The organism is Pseudomonas xanthosomatis, from assembly GCF_019139835.1.
GTDB lineage: Bacteria > Pseudomonadota > Gammaproteobacteria > Pseudomonadales > Pseudomonadaceae > Aquipseudomonas > Aquipseudomonas fakonensis.
In genome coordinates, this window is sequence record NZ_CP077075.1 from 1,733,880 (window position 1) to 1,753,672 (window position 19,793).

14 protein-coding genes are annotated in these 19,793 nt (G+C 64.0%); 1 reads left to right on the plus strand and 13 read right to left on the minus strand.

Annotation, left to right across the window (positions count from 1 at the left end; genetic code table 11):
• Positions 1–59 precede the first annotated feature (59 nt).
• The 13 genes from KSS93_RS07735 to yaaA all read right to left on the minus strand — a co-directional run bounded on the left by KSS93_RS07735 (position 60) and on the right by yaaA (position 18,327).
• Entirely contained in the window at positions 60–1,514 is a 1,455-nt protein-coding gene (locus KSS93_RS07735) for a mannose-1-phosphate guanylyltransferase/mannose-6-phosphate isomerase (protein ID WP_217888695.1), read from the minus strand.
• 35 nt (positions 1,515–1,549) lie between these two features.
• Positions 1,550–2,197 (minus strand): alginate O-acetyltransferase AlgF, encoded by a 648-nt coding sequence (locus tag KSS93_RS07740; protein ID WP_217887791.1) that lies wholly within the window; start codon positions 2,195–2,197, stop codon positions 1,550–1,552.
• Between the two features lie 17 nt (positions 2,198–2,214).
• Positions 2,215–3,375, minus strand: coding sequence for an alginate O-acetyltransferase (locus KSS93_RS07745; protein ID WP_217887792.1), 1,161 nt, complete (start codon positions 3,373–3,375; stop codon positions 2,215–2,217).
• A gap of 10 nt (positions 3,376–3,385) precedes the next feature.
• Positions 3,386–4,846, minus strand: a complete 1,461-nt coding sequence (locus tag KSS93_RS07750; RefSeq protein WP_217887793.1) for an MBOAT family O-acyltransferase — start codon at positions 4,844–4,846, stop codon at positions 3,386–3,388.
• Between the two features lie 218 nt (positions 4,847–5,064).
• Positions 5,065–6,171 carry a mannuronate-specific alginate lyase gene (locus KSS93_RS07755; RefSeq protein WP_217887794.1) on the minus strand — a complete coding sequence of 369 codons (1,107 nt, stop codon included), beginning with the start codon at positions 6,169–6,171 and terminating at the stop codon, positions 5,065–5,067.
• An 8-nt stretch (positions 6,172–6,179) separates the two neighbouring features.
• A complete protein-coding gene (locus KSS93_RS07760) occupies positions 6,180–7,622 on the minus strand; it encodes an alginate O-acetyltransferase (protein ID WP_217887795.1) in 1,443 nt (480 codons plus the stop codon).
• A 13-nt stretch (positions 7,623–7,635) separates the two neighbouring features.
• Positions 7,636–9,195 (minus strand): mannuronan 5-epimerase AlgG, encoded by a 1,560-nt coding sequence (algG, locus tag KSS93_RS07765; RefSeq protein ID WP_217887796.1) that lies wholly within the window; start codon positions 9,193–9,195, stop codon positions 7,636–7,638.
• Positions 9,196–9,213: 18 nt separating this feature from the next.
• Positions 9,214–10,692 (minus strand): alginate export family protein, encoded by a 1,479-nt coding sequence (locus KSS93_RS07770; RefSeq protein WP_217887797.1) that lies wholly within the window; start codon positions 10,690–10,692, stop codon positions 9,214–9,216.
• Positions 10,689–12,110, minus strand: coding sequence for an alginate biosynthesis TPR repeat lipoprotein AlgK (gene algK / locus KSS93_RS07775; RefSeq protein WP_217888696.1), 1,422 nt, complete (start codon positions 12,108–12,110; stop codon positions 10,689–10,691). The genes KSS93_RS07770 and algK overlap by 4 nt, the downstream gene beginning before the upstream one ends.
• Positions 12,111–12,131: 21 nt before the next feature.
• On the minus strand, positions 12,132–13,298 hold the full coding sequence (locus tag KSS93_RS07780; RefSeq protein WP_217887798.1) for an alginate biosynthesis protein Alg44: 1,167 nt from the start codon (positions 13,296–13,298) through the stop codon (positions 12,132–12,134).
• A 36-nt stretch (positions 13,299–13,334) separates the two neighbouring features.
• Positions 13,335–14,816, minus strand: a complete 1,482-nt coding sequence (locus KSS93_RS07785; protein WP_217887799.1) for a glycosyltransferase family 2 protein — start codon at positions 14,814–14,816, stop codon at positions 13,335–13,337.
• Positions 14,817–14,887: 71 nt separating this feature from the next.
• A complete protein-coding gene (locus tag KSS93_RS07790; RefSeq protein WP_217841867.1) occupies positions 14,888–16,204 on the minus strand; it encodes a nucleotide sugar dehydrogenase in 1,317 nt (438 codons plus the stop codon).
• A 1,343-nt stretch (positions 16,205–17,547) separates the two neighbouring features.
• On the minus strand, positions 17,548–18,327 hold the full coding sequence (gene yaaA, locus KSS93_RS07795) for a peroxide stress protein YaaA (RefSeq protein ID WP_217887800.1): 780 nt from the start codon (positions 18,325–18,327) through the stop codon (positions 17,548–17,550).
• 138 nt (positions 18,328–18,465) lie between these two features.
• Between yaaA and KSS93_RS07800 the strand changes: the two genes are divergently transcribed.
• Positions 18,466–19,584, plus strand: coding sequence for a polysaccharide deacetylase family protein (locus KSS93_RS07800; protein WP_217887801.1), 1,119 nt, complete (start codon positions 18,466–18,468; stop codon positions 19,582–19,584).
• The last annotated feature ends 209 nt before the right edge of the window (positions 19,585–19,793 follow it).

Sequence of the window (19,793 nt, forward strand, 5' to 3'; positions counted from 1 at the left end):
CATCGCCGGCAAGCCGGCTCCTACAGGAGCCGGCTTGCCGGCGATAGGGCCCTAAGCGGTTACTGCGCGATGGTCTTTACCGAAACCCCACGCTCCACCGGGGTGGAGGTACGGCCATAGACATCCTCGAAGCGCTCGATGTCATCCTCGCCCAGGTAGCTGCCGGACTGCACCTCGATGATCTCCAGCGGGATCTTGCCCGGGTTGCGCAGGCGGTGCACCGAGGCGATCGGGATGTAGGTGGACTGGTTCTCTGTGAGCAGGAACACGTTCTCGTCGCAGGTTACTTCAGCGGTGCCGGACACCACGATCCAGTGCTCGGCGCGGTGGTGGTGCATCTGCAGCGACAGCGCAGCACCGGGCTTGACGGTGATGTGCTTGACCTGGAAACGCCCGCCCATGTCCACCGAGTCGTACGAACCCCACGGGCGGTACACCTCAAGGTGGTTCTGGGTTTCGGTCCGGCCCTGCGCATCGAGGGTGTTGACCAGTTGCTTGACCCCCTGAACCTTGTCCTTGTGGGCGATCATCATGGCGTCCTTGGTTTCGACCACCACGATGTTCTCAAGGCCGATCACCGACACCAGCTTGCCGTTGCCGTGGATCATGCAGTTGTGGCTGTCCTGCACCACCACATCGCCCTTGGTGACGTTGCCGTTGTCGTCTTTTTCGTGCACGTCCCACAGCGACGACCAGCAGCCCACGTCGCTCCAGCCGGCCGACAGCGGCACCACGCAGGCGCGCTGGGTCTTTTCCATCACCGCGTAGTCGATGGAGTTGTCCGGGCAGCAGGCGAAGGTGGCTTCGTCGATGCTCAGCACATCGGCCTCTTCGTCGCTGCGCTCCAGGGCCAGCAGGCAGGTGTCATAGATGTCCGGGTCGTGCTTTTTCAGCTCTTCGAGGAAGCGGCTGGCGCGGAACAGGAACATGCCGCTGTTCCAGAAGTAACCGCCGGCGCGGACGAACTCGTTGGCGCGTTTTTCGTCAGGCTTTTCGACGAACTGCGCAACCCGCGCCACGCCTTCGGGCAGCAGCGCGTCCTGGCTGGAGCGAATGTAGCCGTAGCCGGTTTCAGGCTTGGTCGCCGGCACGCCGAACAGCACCATCTCGCCACGCTCGGCGGCCACGGTGGCCAGGGCCAGGGCGCGTTGCAGGGCTTTTTGGTCCTCGATCACGTGGTCGGCCGGCAGAACCAGCATCAGCTCGTCACGGCCTTCGTTGACCAGCTTCATGGCGGTCATCGCCACCGCAGGGGCGGTGTTGCGCCCGAACGGCTCCATGAGGATGGCCTGGGTTTCAAGGTTCAGGGCGCCCAGCTGCTCCTGGACGATGAACTTGTGGTCCTTGTTGCAGACCACGATGGGGGTGTCCATGCCTTCGAACACCAGGCGCTCGATGGTTTGCTGGAACAGCGTGTGTTCGCCGGTCAGTGCCAGGAACTGCTTGGGGAACTGCTTGCGCGACAAAGGCCACAGACGCGAACCGCTACCACCAGAAAGAATTACCGGGATCATCATGTTTCTCCAATAGTTTTTAAGAGGCAGGGGGATCAGTTGCTAGCCACGGGGCGAGTTACCCACACCGGCGACAGGCTGTTGCCGGAACCGGTGACATACAGCACGGCCGCTTCGCCGCGCTCCAGGGCGACGGGTTTGACGTCGCCGACTTTCTTGTCGCCTGCATACAGGGCAAGGTTGACCTTGACCGGATTGATTTCACGTTCGCCACGGCCCTTGGCGGCCACCGGCTTGACCACTTCGGTCTTGCCGTCGGCGGTTTTCAGGGTCAGTTGCTGGTCGCTCAGGTTCTGCACGCGCACCAGGGCTTTCTGCTTGTTCTTGAACGGCGGCTCTTCGATCAGTTGCGGGTTGCCGCCTGCGTTGTTGACCAGGGTGTAGTACTTGTCGGCGGCCAGCTTCACCGGCACGCTCTTGCCGCCCACCTGGGCTGTGTAGTCACCGCCTGGCAGGAAGCTGAAGTCGCTGCTGGCCTGGGCGCCGACCTGCTTGATCTGGGTGTTGCCCACCGAGGCTGCGGTCGGGGCGCTTGTGGCGTTATACAGGCGCACGAAGGTCGAGCCTTTGGGTGCGCTTGGGCCATACAGGGCGGCGTCGGCGCCGGCGAAGGCCTGCATCGAAGCCAGGGTCAGGCCGGCCGCGAGGGTGAGGGCTTTGGCAATTTTGGTTTTGCTAGTCATGTGCGTGTTCCTCTCTATCAGTGGTCCGTCCGGTTGGACGACAAGGCCAGGTTTTCTTCGGATTTGCGGGAGTTCTTCAGCTGCGCGATCCACTGCGGGTCGAAGCTGCTGAGGTCGTTTTTCATCGGCAGATAGCGTTCGGGGAATTCCCACACCACCACCTGTGGCGGGGCGTCTTTGAAGGCGTCGCTTTGCAGGTACTTGAGCATCGGCAACAGCGGGCCATGGCCGTCTTCGGCGTAGTTGGCAACGTCGCTGCGCAGGGCTTGTTGCAGCGCGCCGAGGAAGTTCCAGTGCGGGTTGGCGCTGTAGCTGGTGCCCACCAGCGCCACCGGGATCTGGCTGTCGTCGAACAGCGCGTCGCCGCCGCTTTCGCCTTCGGCCTGCACCGGGTGGGTGCTGCGCTGCTGCAGGGTGTCCGGGGTCGGCAGCAGGTTGCTGAACAGTGGGTCGAGCGGCAGGAAGTTGGTCAGGTCACCCTTGTACGGCGCGCTGGCGCCGGCCTCGGTGATGAACTGCTGCGGCTCGCCGCTGAGCAGTCGCTGGCGGCTGACTGCCTCGGCCACGGCCTGGGCCACCACCTCGGCGCCCATCGGCGTCCAGTGGGTGTCGGTGCGCAGGAACACCTGGCCACGGGCCTTGGCCTGCTCCAGTGGCGCCAGCAGGTCGGGGGCCAGCACGTTGGCCTGGCGCACCTGGGCGTGGAACTGGTTGAACAGGTCGTCGTGCAGGCTGGCCGGGGTCTCTTTGCCGATGTACTCGGCGTACAACCGCGCCTTGGCCGGCACGATCGCCAGCACCAGTTGCACGCCCTGGCGCTGCAGCGCATCGCGCACGCCGCGCACCAGCGCCAGGTTGTCCTGCATCTGCTGCTGGGCGCCGGCGGTGGGGTTGAACTCCTCGTCGGTGAACAGCCACTGGTCGCGGCCCAGTACCACGCCCGGGCGGCCTTCGTTGAACAGTTTGAAGTCCAGCGCGGCCCACAGGTTGGTACCGATGCGCTTGATCGGGAACTGCTCGTCGTAGTGGGTTTCGGCGGCCTTGGCCAGCTTGCCGTCGAGCAGGGTCATCTGTTCGGTGCGGTTGAAGCTTTCCAGCCCGCCGACCGACCAGACGCCCAGGCCTACCAGCAGGCCCATGAACGACAGCGAATAGGTGATGCGAAGTGTCCGGTTCATGATCGATGCCTCAGAACTGGAAGTACAGGAACGGTGAGTAGCTCTGCGCCGAGAGCTTGAGCACCGAGGCGACGAACAGCAGCAGCACCAGGGCGCGGGTCATCACCCGGGTCCAGTCCAGGCCGATCGAGCCGTCGGTATTGATTTGCACCGGGGTGCGTGGCGCTTGTGCCGGGGTGGCGTTGCGGTAGAAGTCGCGCAGGCCGAAGAACGCAAGGGTCAGGTAGGCGACGATCAGCGTGGCTACCTGCAGGCCGGTGAGTTGGGCGCTGTTGATTTCCGACAGCTGCCAGTCGCCGAAGCTGAACATGGCGCCGTACATGCGCGCGGCCACGTGCAGGTTTTCGGCGCGGAAGATCACCCAGCCGACCACCACCAGCAGGAAGGTGAAGGCCCATTTCACCGGGTTGAAGCGCTGCGGGTTGGTGTCCAGGCCCAGCGCCCGCTCGATGGCCAGCCACAGGCCGTGCCAGGCGCCCCAGATGATGTAGGTGAAGTTGGCGCCGTGCCACAGCCCGCCCAGCAGCATGGTCAGGAACAGGTTGCGGTAGGTGTTGAAGGTGCCTTTGCGGTTGCCGCCCAGGGTGATGTACAGGTAGTCGCGCAGCCAGGTCGACAGGCTGATGTGCCAACGGCGCCAGAACTCGGTGATCGACTGGCTGATGTATGGCTGCTTGAAGTTTTCCATGAAGCGGAAGCCCATCATCAGGCCAAGGCCGATGGCCATGTCGCTGTAGCCGGAAAAATCGAAGTACAGCTGCGCGGTGTAGGCCAGCGCGCCCAGCCAGGCGTCACCGGTGGTGGGGTTTTGCAGGGCGAAGCAGTGGTCGGCGACCACCGCCAGGGTGTCGGCGATGAACACTTTCTTGATGAAGCCCTGCATGAAGCGGGTGCAGCCTTCGGAGAACTTGTCCAGGGTGTGGGTGCGGTTGTTGAACTGGTCGACCAGGTCCTTGAAGCGCAGCACGGGGCCGGCGATCAGGTGCGGGAAGATCGCCACGAACGCGGCAAAGTCGATCAGGTTGCGGGTGGCCGGAGTGTCGCCGCGGTACACGTCGATGATGTAGCTGATCGACTCGAAGATGTAGAACGAGATACCGATCGGCAGCAGCACGTGGGTGAGGATGAACGGCTCCAGGCCCATCGAGGTCATGATCGCGTTGAGGCTGTCGACCCCGAAGTTGGCGTACTTGAAGTAGCCGAGAATGCACAGGTCGACGCCCACCCCCAGCAGCAGCCAGCGCTGCGCGGGCTTGGTGCGTACGCCGGCGGCGCCCACCTTAAGGCCGATCCAGTAGTTCCACAGGGTGACCCCGGCGAACAGGGCGAGGAAGTCCACCCGCCACCAGGCGTAGAAGATGTAGCTGGCAACCAGCAGCAGCAGGTTGCGGTAGCGGTTCCCGCTTATGTAGTACAAGCCGAGGAAAACCGGCAGGAACAGGAACAGGAACACGTTGGACGAGAAGACCATCCCGGTTCTCCTAGTTATGCACAGCACTCAGGGCACAGCGCCCCCCAAACCCCCCACAAAAAATGTGGAAGGTCACCTAGTTATTCCGTGGCCACCTGATCTGCTGTGGGAGCGGGCTTGCCCGCGAACGCGTCAGTCGCAGCAGCAGCGTTGCCAGATCGGTCGCTTTCGCGGGCAAGCCCGCTCCCACAGGGTTTCTGTGGCCATCAGGTCTTGCCTTACTTCTTCTTCTGCTCGGCGCTCGGGTCGTAGACCCGGGTCACATCGCCGCCCAGCCTGAAGCTGTTGAACGGCTGCATTTCATGCTTGCGCTCAAGGCTGTCACCCACGCAGTGGTACAGCGCGCACCAGGGTTCGAGCCAGGCGTACTTGCTCTCGACTTTCAGGTCATGCAGGTCCTGCTTGACCCCGGCGCGCTTGCTGAACTGGATCGGGTCGCGGGCGCCGGCCAGCACGCCTTCACCCAGGCGTTGCAGGGCGAAGTTGTTCTCGGCGCGCAGGTCCACACCGTTGGCCTGGGCAAAGCTTGCGATCATCGCCAGCGGCGGCAGGGCGTAGTTGTGGTAGGCCAGGGCGCGCTGCTTGCGTTTGACTTCGTTGGGCAAGAAGCCCTGTTCGTCGACCTGGTTGGCGCCGACCTTGTATTCCTTCACGGCCCAGTCGAACAGGTCGCGCCGGTCAGTGGCCACGGCGGTGGCCATCACCGACCAGGCTGCCCAGTAGCTGTGGTTGTTGATCTTCTCGAGCGGCAGGTCGCTCCAGTCGCGCACGGTTTGCTCGGCCAGGCGCGCCAGCCATTTCTCGATCTGCTGGGCCTGGGCCTGGTGCGCGGCCAGTGGCTGGGAGTTGGAGAACTTCAGGCGCAGCCACGAACCGCTCATGCTGCCCAGCGCCCATTTGCGCATGGATTTGCCGGTGTGGTTGTAGTCGGTGGACTCCAGCGCATCGGCCTGGGCCCAGCTCTGCAGCCAGCTGAGCACGCAGTCGAGTTGGGCCGGGCGGCCGTCGCGCATGTACTGGCCGACCATCTTGCTGACGCCACGCTCCAGCCGGGTGATGTCGGCGGTGGAATCGCGAAAGGCCTTTTCCGAGGCCACATTGAGGGTGGCGCGGGCTTTGTCGGAGCCCTCGTATTTGCTGCGAAACTGCAGCGAGCCGGTGTATGGCTTGGGCGCCGCCTCGCAACTGAAGTTGCCGTCGCCGGTCTTGAGCTTGTCGATACCGGCGTAGTAGCCCTGAGGCGGCACCAGCGCGGCCTGCGCGGCCGTGCCGAACAGGGCGAGGGCGAGCAGGGCGGGTGCGGTCTTGCGGCTTAACGATGTCATGGGTCGCCTCACTGGCCGGCCTGCGCGGTATGTTGCGCGGGGCTGGCGAAGTTATTGCGTTTGCACAGTTTCGCTTCGACTTTCTGGGTGCCGCTTTCCGGCCCTTGCACCTCCAGCGCCAGCAGGTTCTGGCTGGCCCAGTCTTCGTCTTCGCGCATCTGGAAGACAAAGCGGCCATCGGTGTCGGAGGTTTCGGGCTTCTCGATCTTGATGTCTTCGTGGCGGCCGTTGAGGTACCACAGGGTGGCCTGCAACACCTTCACCGAGGTGTCCTCGAACTTGATGTCGAGTTGGTGGTTGCGGTTGACCAGGTCCTTGATCACGCCGTTCTTGCCGTTGACCATCAGCTCGTTCTTGCCGGGCTTGAGGGTGGCGCTGGCGGTCATCTGCGCCGGGCGGTCGTCGCAGCCGTCGTCGAGCAGGGCGAGGATCTGCCGCCAGATGGTTTCCTGGTCGAGGCGGTACAGTGGCGAGAACTCCCACACCAGAATCTTCGGCGGGTTGTTCTGGAACTCTTCGCTGCCCAGGTACTGGATCATCGAGCCTTCCAGGCCACCGCCGGGGAAGGCGACGTTGAGCACGTCGGCGCCGATGTACTGCTCCAGAAAGCCCGAGAAGTTGTAGTTCTTGCCGCTGTGGCTGGTGCCCACCAGGGTGATCTGGGCGTTGCCCGAGTCGCCGAACAGGTCGTCGCCGCCGGCGGCGCCTTTGGGTTCGGTGGCGAACTGGTCCATGTACTGCACCGCGTAGCTGGTGCCGCACAGTTGGCCTGCGACGTTGTGCAGGGTGCCGGTCTTGCCCATGCGCCCGGACTTCTTGGTTTCGAATTCCTTGCGCGGGATACCTTCGAACGCCGGCATCTTGTGCACGGTGTCAGCCACGATTTTTGCCGCGCGCTCGGCGCCGTACGGCGTCCAGTGCTGGTCGCCACGGAAGTAGAAATCCTTGCCCTGGTCGGCGGCGGCCAGCTGTTCGTTGGTCAGCGGCGACAGGTCGGGCACGTTGTAGCCCATCTTGCTGAAGCGGGCGAGCATGGCCTGGTAGTTGTGCAGGGCCTTTTGATAGTTGAAGGCGGCCTTTTCTTCAGGCTTGAGCATGTTGCGGTTCACCAGGCCACGGGTCGGCTGGTAAACGACTACCAGCTCCACGCCGCGCTTCTTGAACGCATCGTGCACTTGCTGCAGGCGCTTGTAGCCGAGCGCGGTGGTGTCGAACTCGGTGCGCAGGTCTTCGCGGGTACGGAACAGCCAGTCGCCCTGGGCTTGCACCAGAGTGGTGAAGTTCTGCTGGTAACGGGTGGTGTAGCGGCTGGCGTCGTGGGCTTCGGGGCACAGCTGGCAGCAGGGCTCGGCGCTGAAGGTCGGTGCAACGACGTCTTCGGCGCGCACGCCCTGGCTGATGGCCAGGAGGGCGGCGGACAGGCCCAGCAGTTTCATCAGGTGTGGAGTCATGGTCTGGGCTTCCTTAGTCGATCATTTCGGTCTGGCGTTCGACCGGGTCGATCAGCACAGCCTTTTGCTGGCGCACCAGCAGGTCGAGGATTTCGTCCTGGCGCTCGCCAAGCACGCCGTTGAGGCTGATGCCGCTGGACTTGCGCGGCATCAGCATGGACACCTTGTACAGCTCCACCGACAGCGGCGAGTCGATCGAAAGCGGCCCGGAGCCGTTGGCCGCCAGCTCGCCACCCACCACGATCAGCGACACCTTGGTGTCGAACGGGTCGAGGGCGATGTCGCGGTCAGTGTCGGAGAGGTCCTTGATGTGCCCGTACACCCCCACCAGGCCGTTGGCCATGGCAATGTTTTCGTACAGGCGGATGTTCACGCTGTTGCGCACGCGGATGCCGTGGCGGCGGTTGTTGATCAGCTTGTTGCCCCAGATCAGGTTGTCGCCGCTTTCGTACAGGGTGATGCCGTCGGTGTGGTTGCGGTAGATCTCGTTGTAGGCGATCAGGTTGTTGACGCTGTTACGGTCGATCACCACGCCCGAGAGCTTGTTGTCGTAGCTCTTGTTGTTGATGATCCAGCTGTCGTTGACCTCACGCGAGACGATGATCCCGTGCTTCTTTTTTGTGCCGAACACGGTGTTGCCGGCGATGATCAGGCGGTGCGAACGGTCGTGGGGGTCGATGCCGTAGACGATGTTGTCGCGGTAGGTCGAGTCCTTGACCACGAAGTCGCTGGTCTCGTAGCAGTAGAAGCCGTACCACATGTCGCTGAACTCGGAGCCCACGATCCAGCCGGTGGGTTCGCTGCGGCCCATCTGCTTGGCCATGTTCGGGGTGTACTGCGAGATGCTCACGCCGTACGACTTGGACTTGGAGTAGCCGAAGCTTTCCATCTTGCTGTTGACGATGTAGGTCTCGGTGCCGCCCCAGCTGAGCAGGAACGGGCGAAACTCGTCAGGCTTGCGGAAGGTGGCCGGGCCGTTGGCCTGTTCGCGCCAGCCGGTCACTTGCGTGTCACGCACGAACAGCTTGCCGTCGTTGACGATGAACGAGCCGCCCTCTTCGGACAGGCGCAGTTGCTTGACCTTGCCGTCGATCTCCAGCACGCCCTTTTGCCCGACCACGATCGGCAGGCGCGCCAGGTACACGCCCGGTGCGGTTTCGCGCAGGTATTGCTTGGGCACCTTCTTGCTCAGCTCGACCAGGTCTACATGGCCGTCGTCGATGAAGATCGCCTGGGGGATGCCGTGCTGGCGGCGTACCCACTCGGCGCCCTTGTTGTCGCCACCGATGAACTCCTTGAGGCTGTCCTCCTGGAGCATGCGGCGCACGCTGACCTTGCCCTTGTGGCGGCGGTCGATCTTTTTCTCCACCGCTTCTGCGGTGTAGCCGGACAGGTCAGGCAGCTTGGGCGGGTCCATGTGCAGCGGCTCGATCGGCGCGCTGGCCACGGTGTAGGTCTTGGCCTGTTGCAGCTCTTTGGCGATCACCGCAGGCTCGGCTGCGGCGACCATGCCGCTGGCCAGCAGCAGGGCGCTGGCGAGCAGGCTGTGGCGAAGGTTCGGGTGCAGGTTCATAAGGTTCCTCTCCCGGCCTCAGAAGCGCCAGATCACGTCGACGAAGGCGCGGTGCATGTACGAGTCGGCTTCTTTGCCGTAGGCGTCGCCCGGCTTGAACACACCGGCGCGCAGGCGCACCAGGGCCGAAGGCTCGTCGATCGCCTGGCTCATGGAGGCCGGCAGCAGGCCTTGCTTGAAGTACTTGGTCACCACCACGTCCATTTCCTGGCCGAGGTCTTTTTCGCCGTTGATCAGCGGGCGGTTCACGCCGCCGTCGTCGACCACCGCGTTGATGCCGCTGGAGCCGATGTTCTGCTTGCCGTCCACGCGCCAGAACTTGTGGTAGATGAAGCTTGCGTCGTAGTCCTCGCGCAGCTGCCAGCTGGCGAACAGGGTGGCCGCCTGCAGGTTGCCCAGCTCGCCACGGAAGGCTTCGCCGAAGCGGTGCACCCGTGAGCGGGTACCGGTGAAGTTGGAGCGGTTGCTCTCAAGGCCGGTCTGTTCGAAGTTGTTCGAGCCGTCATCACCGCCGCCGCCGCTGCCGCGGGCGTAGGCCGCGCCTACCTGCCACTGCGGGTCGAGGCGCAGGCGAATGCCAAGGTCGGTGGCCCAGGCGTTGACGTCGCCGCTCTGCTTGCCGGTGGCCACCTGGTCGTTGCCCACGGTGCTGGTGCTGAGCTTGTCGCGGTCGCCGGTCAGCCAGGTGACGCTGCCCCAATAATTGACGGTATGGTCGTTGCGCCAGTTGTAGGCGTCGCTGTTGGCTTCCAGGCCCAGCCAGGTGAGGTCGCCGGTGCGGGTCTTGTCCAGTGCGTCGACGGTTTCGCCTGGGCTTTTCAGGCTGCCGCTGTCATGGGTGTGGTGGGCGCGCAGGCCGACCCAGTGGCCCGGGGTCCACTGCGTGGCGACGTTGCCGTAGATGTGCGTGCGGTCCTTGTCTTCCGGGGCCAGCTCGGTCAGGTCGGTGCGGTATTCGCTGAAGCGCTGGGCCACGCCCAGGTCGGCCTTGAGCAGGGTGGTGTCGAAGGTCCAGTTCAGCGCCTCGATGTTGGTGTCGCGCCACATGCCGTCGTCGCTGCGCAGGCGCTGGCGACCGAAGCGCAGTTGCTCTCCGGGGTAGGCGGTCAGGCCGCTGTAGCCGACCCAGAACTCGCGCATGGCCAGGTAGCTTTTGTCTTGCTTGCGCCCGTCGTCGGCGGTGTCGGTGCTGGTGCCGTCGTCGTTTTGGCGCAGGGTGTCGGTTTCGATGGTGTCGGTGGCGGTGACCGCCTGGCCCATGGCGTAGGCGCTCCAGTTGCCGCGCTCGCCGTACACCCACGGGCGCAGGTCCAGGCCCAGGCCGTTGACGTCGCCGCCGGAGCGGGTACCCAGGTCGCGGTCGTCTTCGGACTGGCCGGTGATTTTCACGTCCAGGCCGAAGTTTTTCTGCGCGGTCTCGGCGGCCAGGGTCGGCATCGACCACAGCAGGGCGAAGCTCAGGCCGATGCCGGCTTTCACGAAGGGATTGAGCGTCATAGCGAGTCCTCGGCGTCTACTGCTTTTTCGTCGTCTTGCAGGGCCTCGAGGGCCAGGGTGCTGTTGGCGCCCTGGAACAGGCTGGCGCGGGCCTTCTGTTCCTGCGCCAGCAACTGCTGGGCCTGGCTGCGTTGCTCAGGGCTCAGTTGCTGGTCGAGTTGCTGGGCAAGCTCGGTGGACTGCGGCGTGGGGTTGGCCTGGGACAGCTGGGCGAACACCCAGGCGTTGGTCGGCGCCGGGCGAATGCCGTGGCCTTCGCTGAACAGCTGGGCGAGGGCGTAGTCGGCGCTGTTCTGCCCGCCGCGGGCGGCGGCCAGCAGGTGGTCGACGGCCTTTTGCGGGGCCACGTTGCCCAGGTAGCCACGGCGGTAGAGCTGGCCGAGGTAGTAGTCGGCGCTGATTTCGCCGGCGTCAGCCGCGGCTTGCAGGTGCTGCTCGGCTTTCGGCGCGTCAGCCGGCACGGTGCGGCCTTCGTAGTACAGGCGGCCGAGCAGCAGCTCGGCGCGCGGTTGTTCGGCTTCGCGGCCCTTGTCGATGTAGGCCATCAGCTGGTCGGTGTCGCCCAGCTCGGGGAAGTCATACAGCAACTGGGCGAGGGTCACCCACGAGGCCGGGTTGGCCGGGGCGACTTTTTCCAGCAGCTCTTTTGCGGTTTTTTCGTCGGTCTGGCCGAGGCTGCGGTCGGCAAGCACACGGGCGACGCTGTCGACCCGGCTGGCGGGGACAGTGCCGCGGGCGTAGGCCGATTGCAGCTGCTTTAGCAGGGCGGCCTGCTGGTCGGGCTGGGCGCGCTTCTGGTAGACGGTGGCCAGCTCCACGTAGCAGATGTCGGTGCTGGCGAGGGCGGCCTTGCAGATGTTTTCCACCTCGCCCAGGTGCTGGTCGTAGGTGCCCTGGGTGCGGTACAGCAGTACCTGGGCCAGGCCCGCCTCGGGGTTGCCGGCGGCGCGCCACTTATCGATCTGCTGCTGGGCGTTGACGTTGGGGAAGCTCTGCGGGTACTGCAGGTAGAGCATCGCCAGCGGAATCAGGGTGTTGCCTTCGCCGCGCTGGGCGGCCAGCTTGAGCAGGGTTTCGGCTTCTTCACGTTCGGCCTGGGTGCTGTTGGGCTTGGCCACCAGCAGGCGGCCAAGGCGCGCCTGGGCGCGTGGCGAGGTGGCGGCGGCGTCGCGGTAGGTGGCCTCGGCCTCCTTGAGCTTGGCCGGGTCGCGGGTGGCCACCTTGATATCGGCCAGGCCCACTTGTGCGTCGCTGTAGCCCAGGTCGGCCAGGGCCTTGTAGTTCTGCTCGGCGGTGGCGGTGTCGCCGCGCTTGAGCGCCTCGTTGGCCAGGCGCTGGTCGGGCAGGCCGGCACAGCCGGCCAGGGTTATGGCCAGGGCCAGCAACGATACCGCTCCCACCTGACTTCTTGTTTGCATGCGGTTCATCACGAGGTCCTCTTACAGCCCGCGGGCCACGGCCTTGTCGATCAGCCAGTTCAGCGACGGGCCACGGTCGCTGTTGACCGAGGCCGGGCGCCCGGCCAGCTCTGCCGGCAGGCTTTCGTCAGGCTTGATCTGCACGCGGATGTCGGAGGCCAGGTTGTCGGTGTCCAGGCTTTCGCTGCCGACGATGCGGCCGGTGCGCACGTCGTTTTCGCCGGCGATCTGGAAGTTGACCCGGGTGCCCGGCTTCACTTCGTCGAACTGGCGGTAGCTGAAGCGTGCCTCGACGGTGGGGATGCTGGTGCGCGGTACCAGGGTGAACACCGGCTGGCCTTTGCTGGCGTACTGGCCGTCATCCACCAGCTGGCGCGAAACCACGCAATCGCACGGGCTGGTCAGGGTGCCGGAGAGCTGTTTGCCGAACAGCTCTTCGACCTTGGCCGGCTCCAGCTGCGAGTCGTCCAGGTGGCCCTTGAGCAAGTCCAGCATGCTGGTGTTGAAGGTCGCCAGCGGTGCGCCCTTGGCGACTGTGGCGCCGTTCTCGACCAGGCTTTGCACGCTGCCGTCGCGGGGCATGGTGACGCTGGTGGCAGGTACCGCCACCACGCCGGCTTCGGCGTGGCTGACGAAGTACAGGCCGTACAGCGACTTGGCGACGAAGCCGAAGGCCACCAGGCCGACCGCGAACACCCCGGCGGTGACGGTGACGGCGCGCAGGCGGCCGAACGCCGACAGGCCCGAGCCAGCGTCGCGCTGCTTGCGCGCCTTGGTGAAGTTGTCGCGCTGCAGGGTGCTGAGCACATCGCCGACGCTGATCAGCTCACCGGACAAGTGGGTGGTGATGATGTGACGCAGGGTGGCGATGTCGCGTGGCTCGAGGTTCTGGAACTCGGCACCGGTACGCCCGGTTTGCGGGTTGCTGGTACGCACCAGAAACTCCACATCCATCGACAGGCCGAGGTTGTCGACCACGAACTGCAGGCGGCCGCGCATCACCTCGTCCACCGGCAGGGCGCCTTTGGCGTGGAACGACAGGCCGCCGGCAGACAGGTCATCGACCTTCACTTCCTGCGGGTCGTTGTTGGCGTCGCGGTAGCGCAGCTTGGCGGGGATACGCACCCGGGCGTGCTGACGCTGCGCTTCGGACTCATGCACGACATTGACGTTCACGGCGGTATTCATGGTGATTTCGTTCCTGTTATCCGATCCGGGGTGGGCTCACACGACCATGAACAGCACGGCGACGAAGATGCTCGCGGCCGAGAAGGTCATGGTCCGCGAGGACCAGGTGTTGAACCATTGTTGAAAGCTGGCAAGGTCACGCTTGAGGGCAGTGGGCTGGCGGGTCCAGGACTGCTTGTCGAGGCGGAAGAACACGTAGATCTTCATCACCGCGCCGACGATCTGGTTGTAATAGAGAATCAGCGGGTAGGCGGGGCCGACGTTGTGGCCCGAGCACAGCAGCATGATGGTGAGGATCAGGCGGGTGATGCCGATCCACAGCAGGTACACCAGCAAGAACTGCAGGCCGAACTTGAAGCTTGCGATCATTGCCACGGTCAGGCCGAGCAGGCTGGTCCACATCGACACGCGCTGGTCGAGCAGCACGATGCTGGTGAACAGCCCCAGGCGCTTGAGGCCCAGGCCCAACGCGCGGGAGTTCTGCCGCAGGTTGTTGCCGTACCAGCGGTACATCAGTTTGCGGCTGGCCTTGATGAAGCTCTTCTCGGGCGGGTGCTCCACGGTGTTGATGGCGGCGTCCGGCACGTAGAAGGTGTCGTAGCCCAGGCGCATCAGGCTGAACCAGCTGGACTTGTCGTCACCGGTGAGGAACTTGAAGCGGCCCAGGCGCCAGTGCATCAGCGAGTCGCTTTCGACGTCGGCGATGAACTCGGGGTCGGTGACCACGCTTGCGCGGAACATCGACATGCGCCCGGTCATGGTCAGCACGCGTTTGCTAAGAGCCATCGAGCACATGTTGATGTGACGCTGGGCGAAGCGCAGCTTGTGCCACTCGCTCATGATGTAGCCGCCGCGCACTTCGCAGAACTCGTTGGTGGTCAGGCCACCGACGTTGGGGTAGAGCTTGAACCACGGCACGGTCTTGCGTACCACGCCTTCGGCGAGCACGGTGTCGCCGTCGATCACCGCCACCACGGCGTGGTCGTCCGGCATCATCCGCGAGATCGCCCGGAAGCCATAGGCCAGGCCGTCGCGCTTGCCGGTGCCGGCAATGCGCACGAAGTCCAGGGTGACGTGCTCGGGCGGGTTGTATTTGGCCCACAGGCTCTTGATCAGCAGCTCGTCGCTCATCTCCACCAGCGAGCACACCACGGTGGTGGGGTAGCCGCAGTCGATGGCCTCGCGAATCACCGAGCTGTACACCTGGGCAGTGGTCAGCGCCTCGATGCGAAAGCTGGTGACCATCAGGTACACGTGGGACGGGTCGGCGGCCTTGCCCAGTTTTTGCACCTTGCGGCGCAGGTAGGGGTAGACGATGTACAGGAAGATCATGCCGCGGATGAAATGGGTGGCGCCCATGGAGTAGCGCCAGATGCCGACAGCGCCGACCAGGAAGATGAAGTGCTTCGACTGCGAGTCGAAGATATCGCTGGGCAGGGCCAGGGCGATCAGCATGAGCAGGCTCATGTAGAGCAGCCATCCGGCGCACTGCAGCAGCACTGTCTGGAACCTTTGCATGTTCGGCATCCGTCGAGAATTCGGGGTAGGCAGGGCGGCGCGCTGGGGAGGGACGCGCCGCCCGTGCGGGTTTACCAGCAGATGCCTTCGGTGCGGCTGGTGGTGCAGGTCGGCTTGCTCATGAAGCCGACCAGGTCGATCACCTGCTTGCCGGCCGGTGCCTGTTGGGCCAGGGCGCGGAATTTCTCGTCACGGTTGCCGAGCACGATGATGTCGGCGTCGCCCACCACCTGTTCGAAGTTGGCGTTGAGCAACGAGGAGACGTGCGGGATCTTCGACTCGATGTACTCCTTGTTGGCGCCATGCACCCGGGCGTACTCGACGTTCTGGTCGTAGATGTTCAGCTCGTAGCCCTTGCCGATCAGGCGCTCGGCAAGCTCCACCAGGGGGCTTTCGCGCAGGTCGTCGGTGCCGGCCTTGAACGACAGGCCCAGCAGTGCGACCTTGCGCTTGTCGTGGCTTTCGATGATGTCGAAGGCGTTTTGCACCTGCGACTCGTTGCTGCGCATCAGCGAGTCGAGCAGCGGCGCTTTCACGTCCAGGCTCGAGGCGCGGTAGGTGAGGGCGCGCACGTCCTTGGGCAGGCACGAGCCGCCGAAGGCGAAGCCCGGGCGCATGTAGTACTGCGACAGGTTGAGCACCTTGTCCTGGCAGACCACGTCCATCACGTCGCGGCCATCCACGCCCACGGCCTTGGCGATGTTGCCGATCTCGTTGGCGAAGGTCACCTTGGTGGCGTGCCACACGTTGCAGGTGTACTTGATCATCTCGGCCACTTCGATCGGCTTGCGGATCACCGGGGCGTCGAGTTCTTCGTACAGGGCCTGCAGCACGTCGCCGCTGGCGCTGTCCAGTTCGCCGATGACGGTCATCGGCGGGTGGTCGTAGTCCTTGATCGCGGTGCTTTCACGCAGGAACTCGGGGTTCACCGCCACGCCGAAGTCAACGCCGGCCTTCTTGCCCGAGCAGTCTTCGAGGATCGGGATGACCACGTTCTTGACGGTGCCCGGCAGCACGGTGCTGCGTACCACGATGGTGTGGCGGCGGGTGGTGTCACGCAGTACGTAACCGATTTCGCGGCACACCGACTCGATGTACTCAAGGCCCAGGTCGCCGTTTTTCTTGCTTGGGGTGCCCACGCAGATCATCGACACGTCACTGGCGCGGATGGCTTCGGCGAAGTCGGTGGTGCCACGCAGGCGGCCATTGGCCAGGCCTTGCTGCAGCAGTTCTTCAAGGCCCGGTTCGACGATGGGCGACTTGCCCTGGTTGATCAGGTCGATCTTGGTGCGGGATACGTCCACACCAATCACCTCATGGCCCCGTGCCGACAGGCAACCTGCACAGACTGCACCCACATAACCCAAACCAAAGATGCTGATACGCATCGCATTCACCTCGTGTGTTTAATCACGCCAGCCCTTGCTCGCAAGAGCCGACCGGGTTGATTGACCAGCAGTTTTCGGGCGCACGGTGCCATGGCGAGAGCACACTTCACCGAGCGCAGGCATGAATAAATCCGGAGCGCAAAAATGTATGCACTCAAAGTTGGCAGTCAAAGGCCAGTATTAAAAAGGCGTGCCCTGAAATGCAGCCGTCTTTATTGCAGAACGCACTTCGCGAACTGCTGTGCTTGTTCTTTCAAATAAAAAAATCTTTTGAAATCAACCACTAGGACGATTTAAAGGGGCGCGTCTCTCCATGTTCGACAGGGCTTGCGGGTATCACCCGTTGCGCCTGCCTGGTTTACGTGCGGGTAGTGGATACCCGCTTGTTGTCATCTGTAAGTCATCTCTCACGTTGCACGCTTGAAACTCGTTACGGGTGCTATGAGCCATTGGTCGTAGCAGAAGTTCCTGGGTGGGTTCCGCGCGGATGAAAGATTTCTAAATATTTTTTCAGTCAGAAATACTCGCACTTTGATGGCACTACTTAGTTTCACCCCCGGTTATAAAGGGCGAAAACGAAGCGGGATGCTCATGTGCCAGCATGTAAAAAAATTTTTCAAAATCCGTCAATTTTTGTACGAACGGTCTTATGGCGATCGGCAATAAGGAACGCAATGTTTGTTTATTGGCGCCATAAAATTGACTTGTTTGGTGTGGTGGTTGCACCGGTCGCAGCACGCATGTTTGCCCCGGTTTGGTGCAGGAGGCTGCTCGAAGGGAAATACCGCTGGCTGGCCGATGGGTGTCCCGGTGTGCTTCTCGAAAAATAGTGGGCAGGGCGCGCAGCTGTAGCGCCTGGGCTCATGCGAAAAGGGATGTCGAGAGGGAATGGATCGATGAAGAATGTGATGTCGAGGGGCGTGTTTGCGGTGGCCTCGTGGCTTGTCGCAGGTTATGTGGTGTATCGGGCAGGCAGTGGTGCAAGGGGGCAGGTCGAGGGGCTGGCGGCAGGGGAGGTGCTATTGCCGTGAAAAACAGTGCCGGCAGCCGGGCGCGATGCCTGTAGGAGATCACACAGCCCTCTAGGGCTGCGCTGTCGCGCAGAGAACTGGGCACGAGCCCGCCGCGGCCCCTGTGGGAGCGGGCTTGTCGGGGTGCCGAACCACCGCGAAGCAGGCGACGCGGTGCGGTGTCTGGCACCGGCTTCGCCGGTGTTCGCGGGCAAGCCCGCTCCCACAGGGTATGTGGCGCCCTTACGAATTCTGTTCTCTGCGCGTCAGCGCAGCCCAAAGGGCTGGGTGATCTCCTATAGGGATAGTGCGCGACCGCAAGCCTGCGGCGGGTCAGTCTTCGGCGTGATCGCGCAAGAACACCAGGTGGTCCGGCTTGGACTGCTCGGCGCTGTAGTAATAGCCCTGCACGTCAAAGCCCTTGAGCTGCTCGGGGTCGTTGATGCGCTGCTCGATGACGAAGCGGCTCATCATGCCGCGGGCCTTCTTGGCGTAGAAGCTGATGATCTTGTACTGGCCGTTCTTCCAGTCCTTGAAGTCGACGTTGATCACCCGCGCTTTGAGCGCGCTCTTTTTCACCGCGCTGAAGTACTCGTTGCTGGCCAGGTTCAACAGCACGTCGTCACCTTGTTCGGCCAGGGCCTGGTTCAGCCACTCGCTGATGCGCGTGCCCCAAAAGGCGTACAAATCCTTGCCGCGGGCGTTGGCCAGCTTGGTGCCCATCTCCAGGCGGTAGGGCTGCATCAGGTCCAGCGGACGCAGCAGGCCGTACAGGCCGGAGAGCATGCGCAGGTGCTTCTGGGCGTAGCTGAAGTCGTCTTCACTGAGGGTTTCGGCGTCCAGCCCGGTGTACACGTCGCCCTTGAACGCCAGCAGCGCCTGCTTGGCATTGGCGGGGGTGAAGTCCGGGGTCCAGCTGCCGAAGCGCGCGGCGTTCAGGCCGGCGAGCTTGTCCGACAGGTGCATCAGCTCGGCGATTTGCGCCGGCGACAGCTCGCGCAGCTGCACGATCAGCTCTTGAGAGTCGTCCAGGTACTGCGGCAGGGTGTGGCGTTGGGTGACCGGCGGGGTGTCGTAGTCGAGGGTCTTGGCGGGGGAAATCACCGTCAGCATCGGTTCGGCTCCTGTAATCGTCGGGTGATTCTACGGGGCTGGCCGGGCTTCGCCAAACTATGGCGACGATAGACACCGACCATCAGGGCGCGGCGCGCTATAGTGCGCGCCATGCCTTCATCAGGGAGATTGCCCATCGTGCGTATCGCTACTGCCTTGCTGGCCGGGCTGCTCAGCCTTGGCGTGCAGGCCGCCCCGGCGGATTTCGTCAGCCTCGACCGCAACCTGTGGCCCGAGCAGCTGGACAGCCCGGCGCTGTTCGATGTGGCCTCGCGCGCGGAAATCCTGTCGTTCGCCCGGGTGCTGCACGAAAGCGAGATGCTCGACGAGCAGGCCCTGGCCACGCGCCTGGGGCTCAGGCAGGTCAACCTGCCGGTGGTGCGCGCGGTGCGGGCGCGCCTGTGGCAGCGGTTGTGGACCAGCTACCAGCAGGCCCAGCGCAGTTGCTGGCAGGATGCCTCGTTCTGCTACCCGGTGGCGTCGATGGCCGATTTGCGCATGCAGGCGGCGACCTTCGCCACCGATGTCGGCACCTTCTATACCGGCTGGGTCGAGCCCAGCCATCAGTTCCACAGCCGCTACCTGGATGAACAGTTGCGCAAGGCGGCGGTGTTCCCGCAGACCAGCAGCGAGGTGGACAAACTCTCCAGCCGCGAGCGCAATGGCGAGGAGCTGAACGACCGCATGTTCCTGCTGACCTTCGTCGGGGGCCCGGGCCCTGAAGGCAGCAGCACCGACGCGCTCACCGACTACCTGCGCCGGCAGAAGCTCGAGGCCATCTTCTTCGTGCTCGGCAACCGCTTCAAGCAGCGCCGCGACGCGGGGCCGGTGGCCAGCTTGTATGCCGGGCAATGCGTGGGTATTCAGGGCTGGGAGTACCGCTCCCACGCCCAGTGGCAGGGCTGGCAGGATTCGTTGCGGCGCAGCCAGGCGCAGGTACAGGCCGACCTGCCCGAGCAGTACGTGCCGTTGTTCCGCCCGCCCTACGGGCAGCGGCGCAGCGATGGCGAAAGCTTCATGGCCAGCCAGCAGTTGCGGGTGTCGCTGTGGGATATCGATGCCCAGGATGACGGGCCGTTGAGCGCCGAAGCTTCGGCGCAGCGGGTACTGACCCTGATGCTGTTGTGGCGCAAGGGGGTGATCCAGTTGCGCGACAGCCTGCCCAAGGCGCAGCCGGCGCTGGAGTGGCTGCTACAGCACACGGCGCAGAGCGGGATTGGTTGGGAGGATTGTCAGGGGTATGGAGTAAAGGAATGAGTCGCTAACCCTGTGGGAGCGGCTTTAGCCGCGAAGCGGACAACGCGGTGGATGGCACCGGCTCTGCCGGTGTTCGCGGCTGAAGCCGCTCCTACATGGCCGTGCCTCACCGATTGGCAATGTGCCGGCTGGCCGAAATACCCGGTGATGAAAAGGGCTGCCTGACCTCTGACTTTAGTCCCGCCCGGCCCCCCCGCCAACCCCTGTTC

Coding starts and splice junctions, on each gene's coding strand:
- KSS93_RS07760 (WP_217887795.1), bottom strand. CDS start 7,622: ATGACTCCACACCTGATGAAACTGCTGGGCCTGTCCGCCGCCCTCCTG.
- algK (WP_217888696.1), bottom strand. CDS start 12,110: ATGCAAACAAGAAGTCAGGTGGGAGCGGTATCGTTGCTGGCCCTGGCC.
- KSS93_RS07780 (WP_217887798.1), bottom strand. CDS start 13,298: ATGAATACCGCCGTGAACGTCAATGTCGTGCATGAGTCCGAAGCGCAG.
- KSS93_RS07750 (WP_217887793.1), bottom strand. CDS start 4,846: ATGGTCTTCTCGTCCAACGTGTTCCTGTTCCTGTTCCTGCCGGTTTTC.
- KSS93_RS07745 (WP_217887792.1), bottom strand. CDS start 3,375: ATGAACCGGACACTTCGCATCACCTATTCGCTGTCGTTCATGGGCCTG.
- KSS93_RS07735 (WP_217888695.1), bottom strand. CDS start 1,514: ATGATCCCGGTAATTCTTTCTGGTGGTAGCGGTTCGCGTCTGTGGCCT.
- KSS93_RS07740 (WP_217887791.1), bottom strand. CDS start 2,197: ATGACTAGCAAAACCAAAATTGCCAAAGCCCTCACCCTCGCGGCCGGC.
- KSS93_RS07755 (WP_217887794.1), bottom strand. CDS start 6,171: ATGACATCGTTAAGCCGCAAGACCGCACCCGCCCTGCTCGCCCTCGCC.
- yaaA (WP_217887800.1), bottom strand. CDS start 18,327: ATGCTGACGGTGATTTCCCCCGCCAAGACCCTCGACTACGACACCCCG.
- KSS93_RS07770 (WP_217887797.1), bottom strand. CDS start 10,692: ATGACGCTCAATCCCTTCGTGAAAGCCGGCATCGGCCTGAGCTTCGCC.
- algG (WP_217887796.1), bottom strand. CDS start 9,195: ATGAACCTGCACCCGAACCTTCGCCACAGCCTGCTCGCCAGCGCCCTG.
- KSS93_RS07785 (WP_217887799.1), bottom strand. CDS start 14,816: ATGCAAAGGTTCCAGACAGTGCTGCTGCAGTGCGCCGGATGGCTGCTC.
- KSS93_RS07790 (WP_217841867.1), bottom strand. CDS start 16,204: ATGCGTATCAGCATCTTTGGTTTGGGTTATGTGGGTGCAGTCTGTGCA.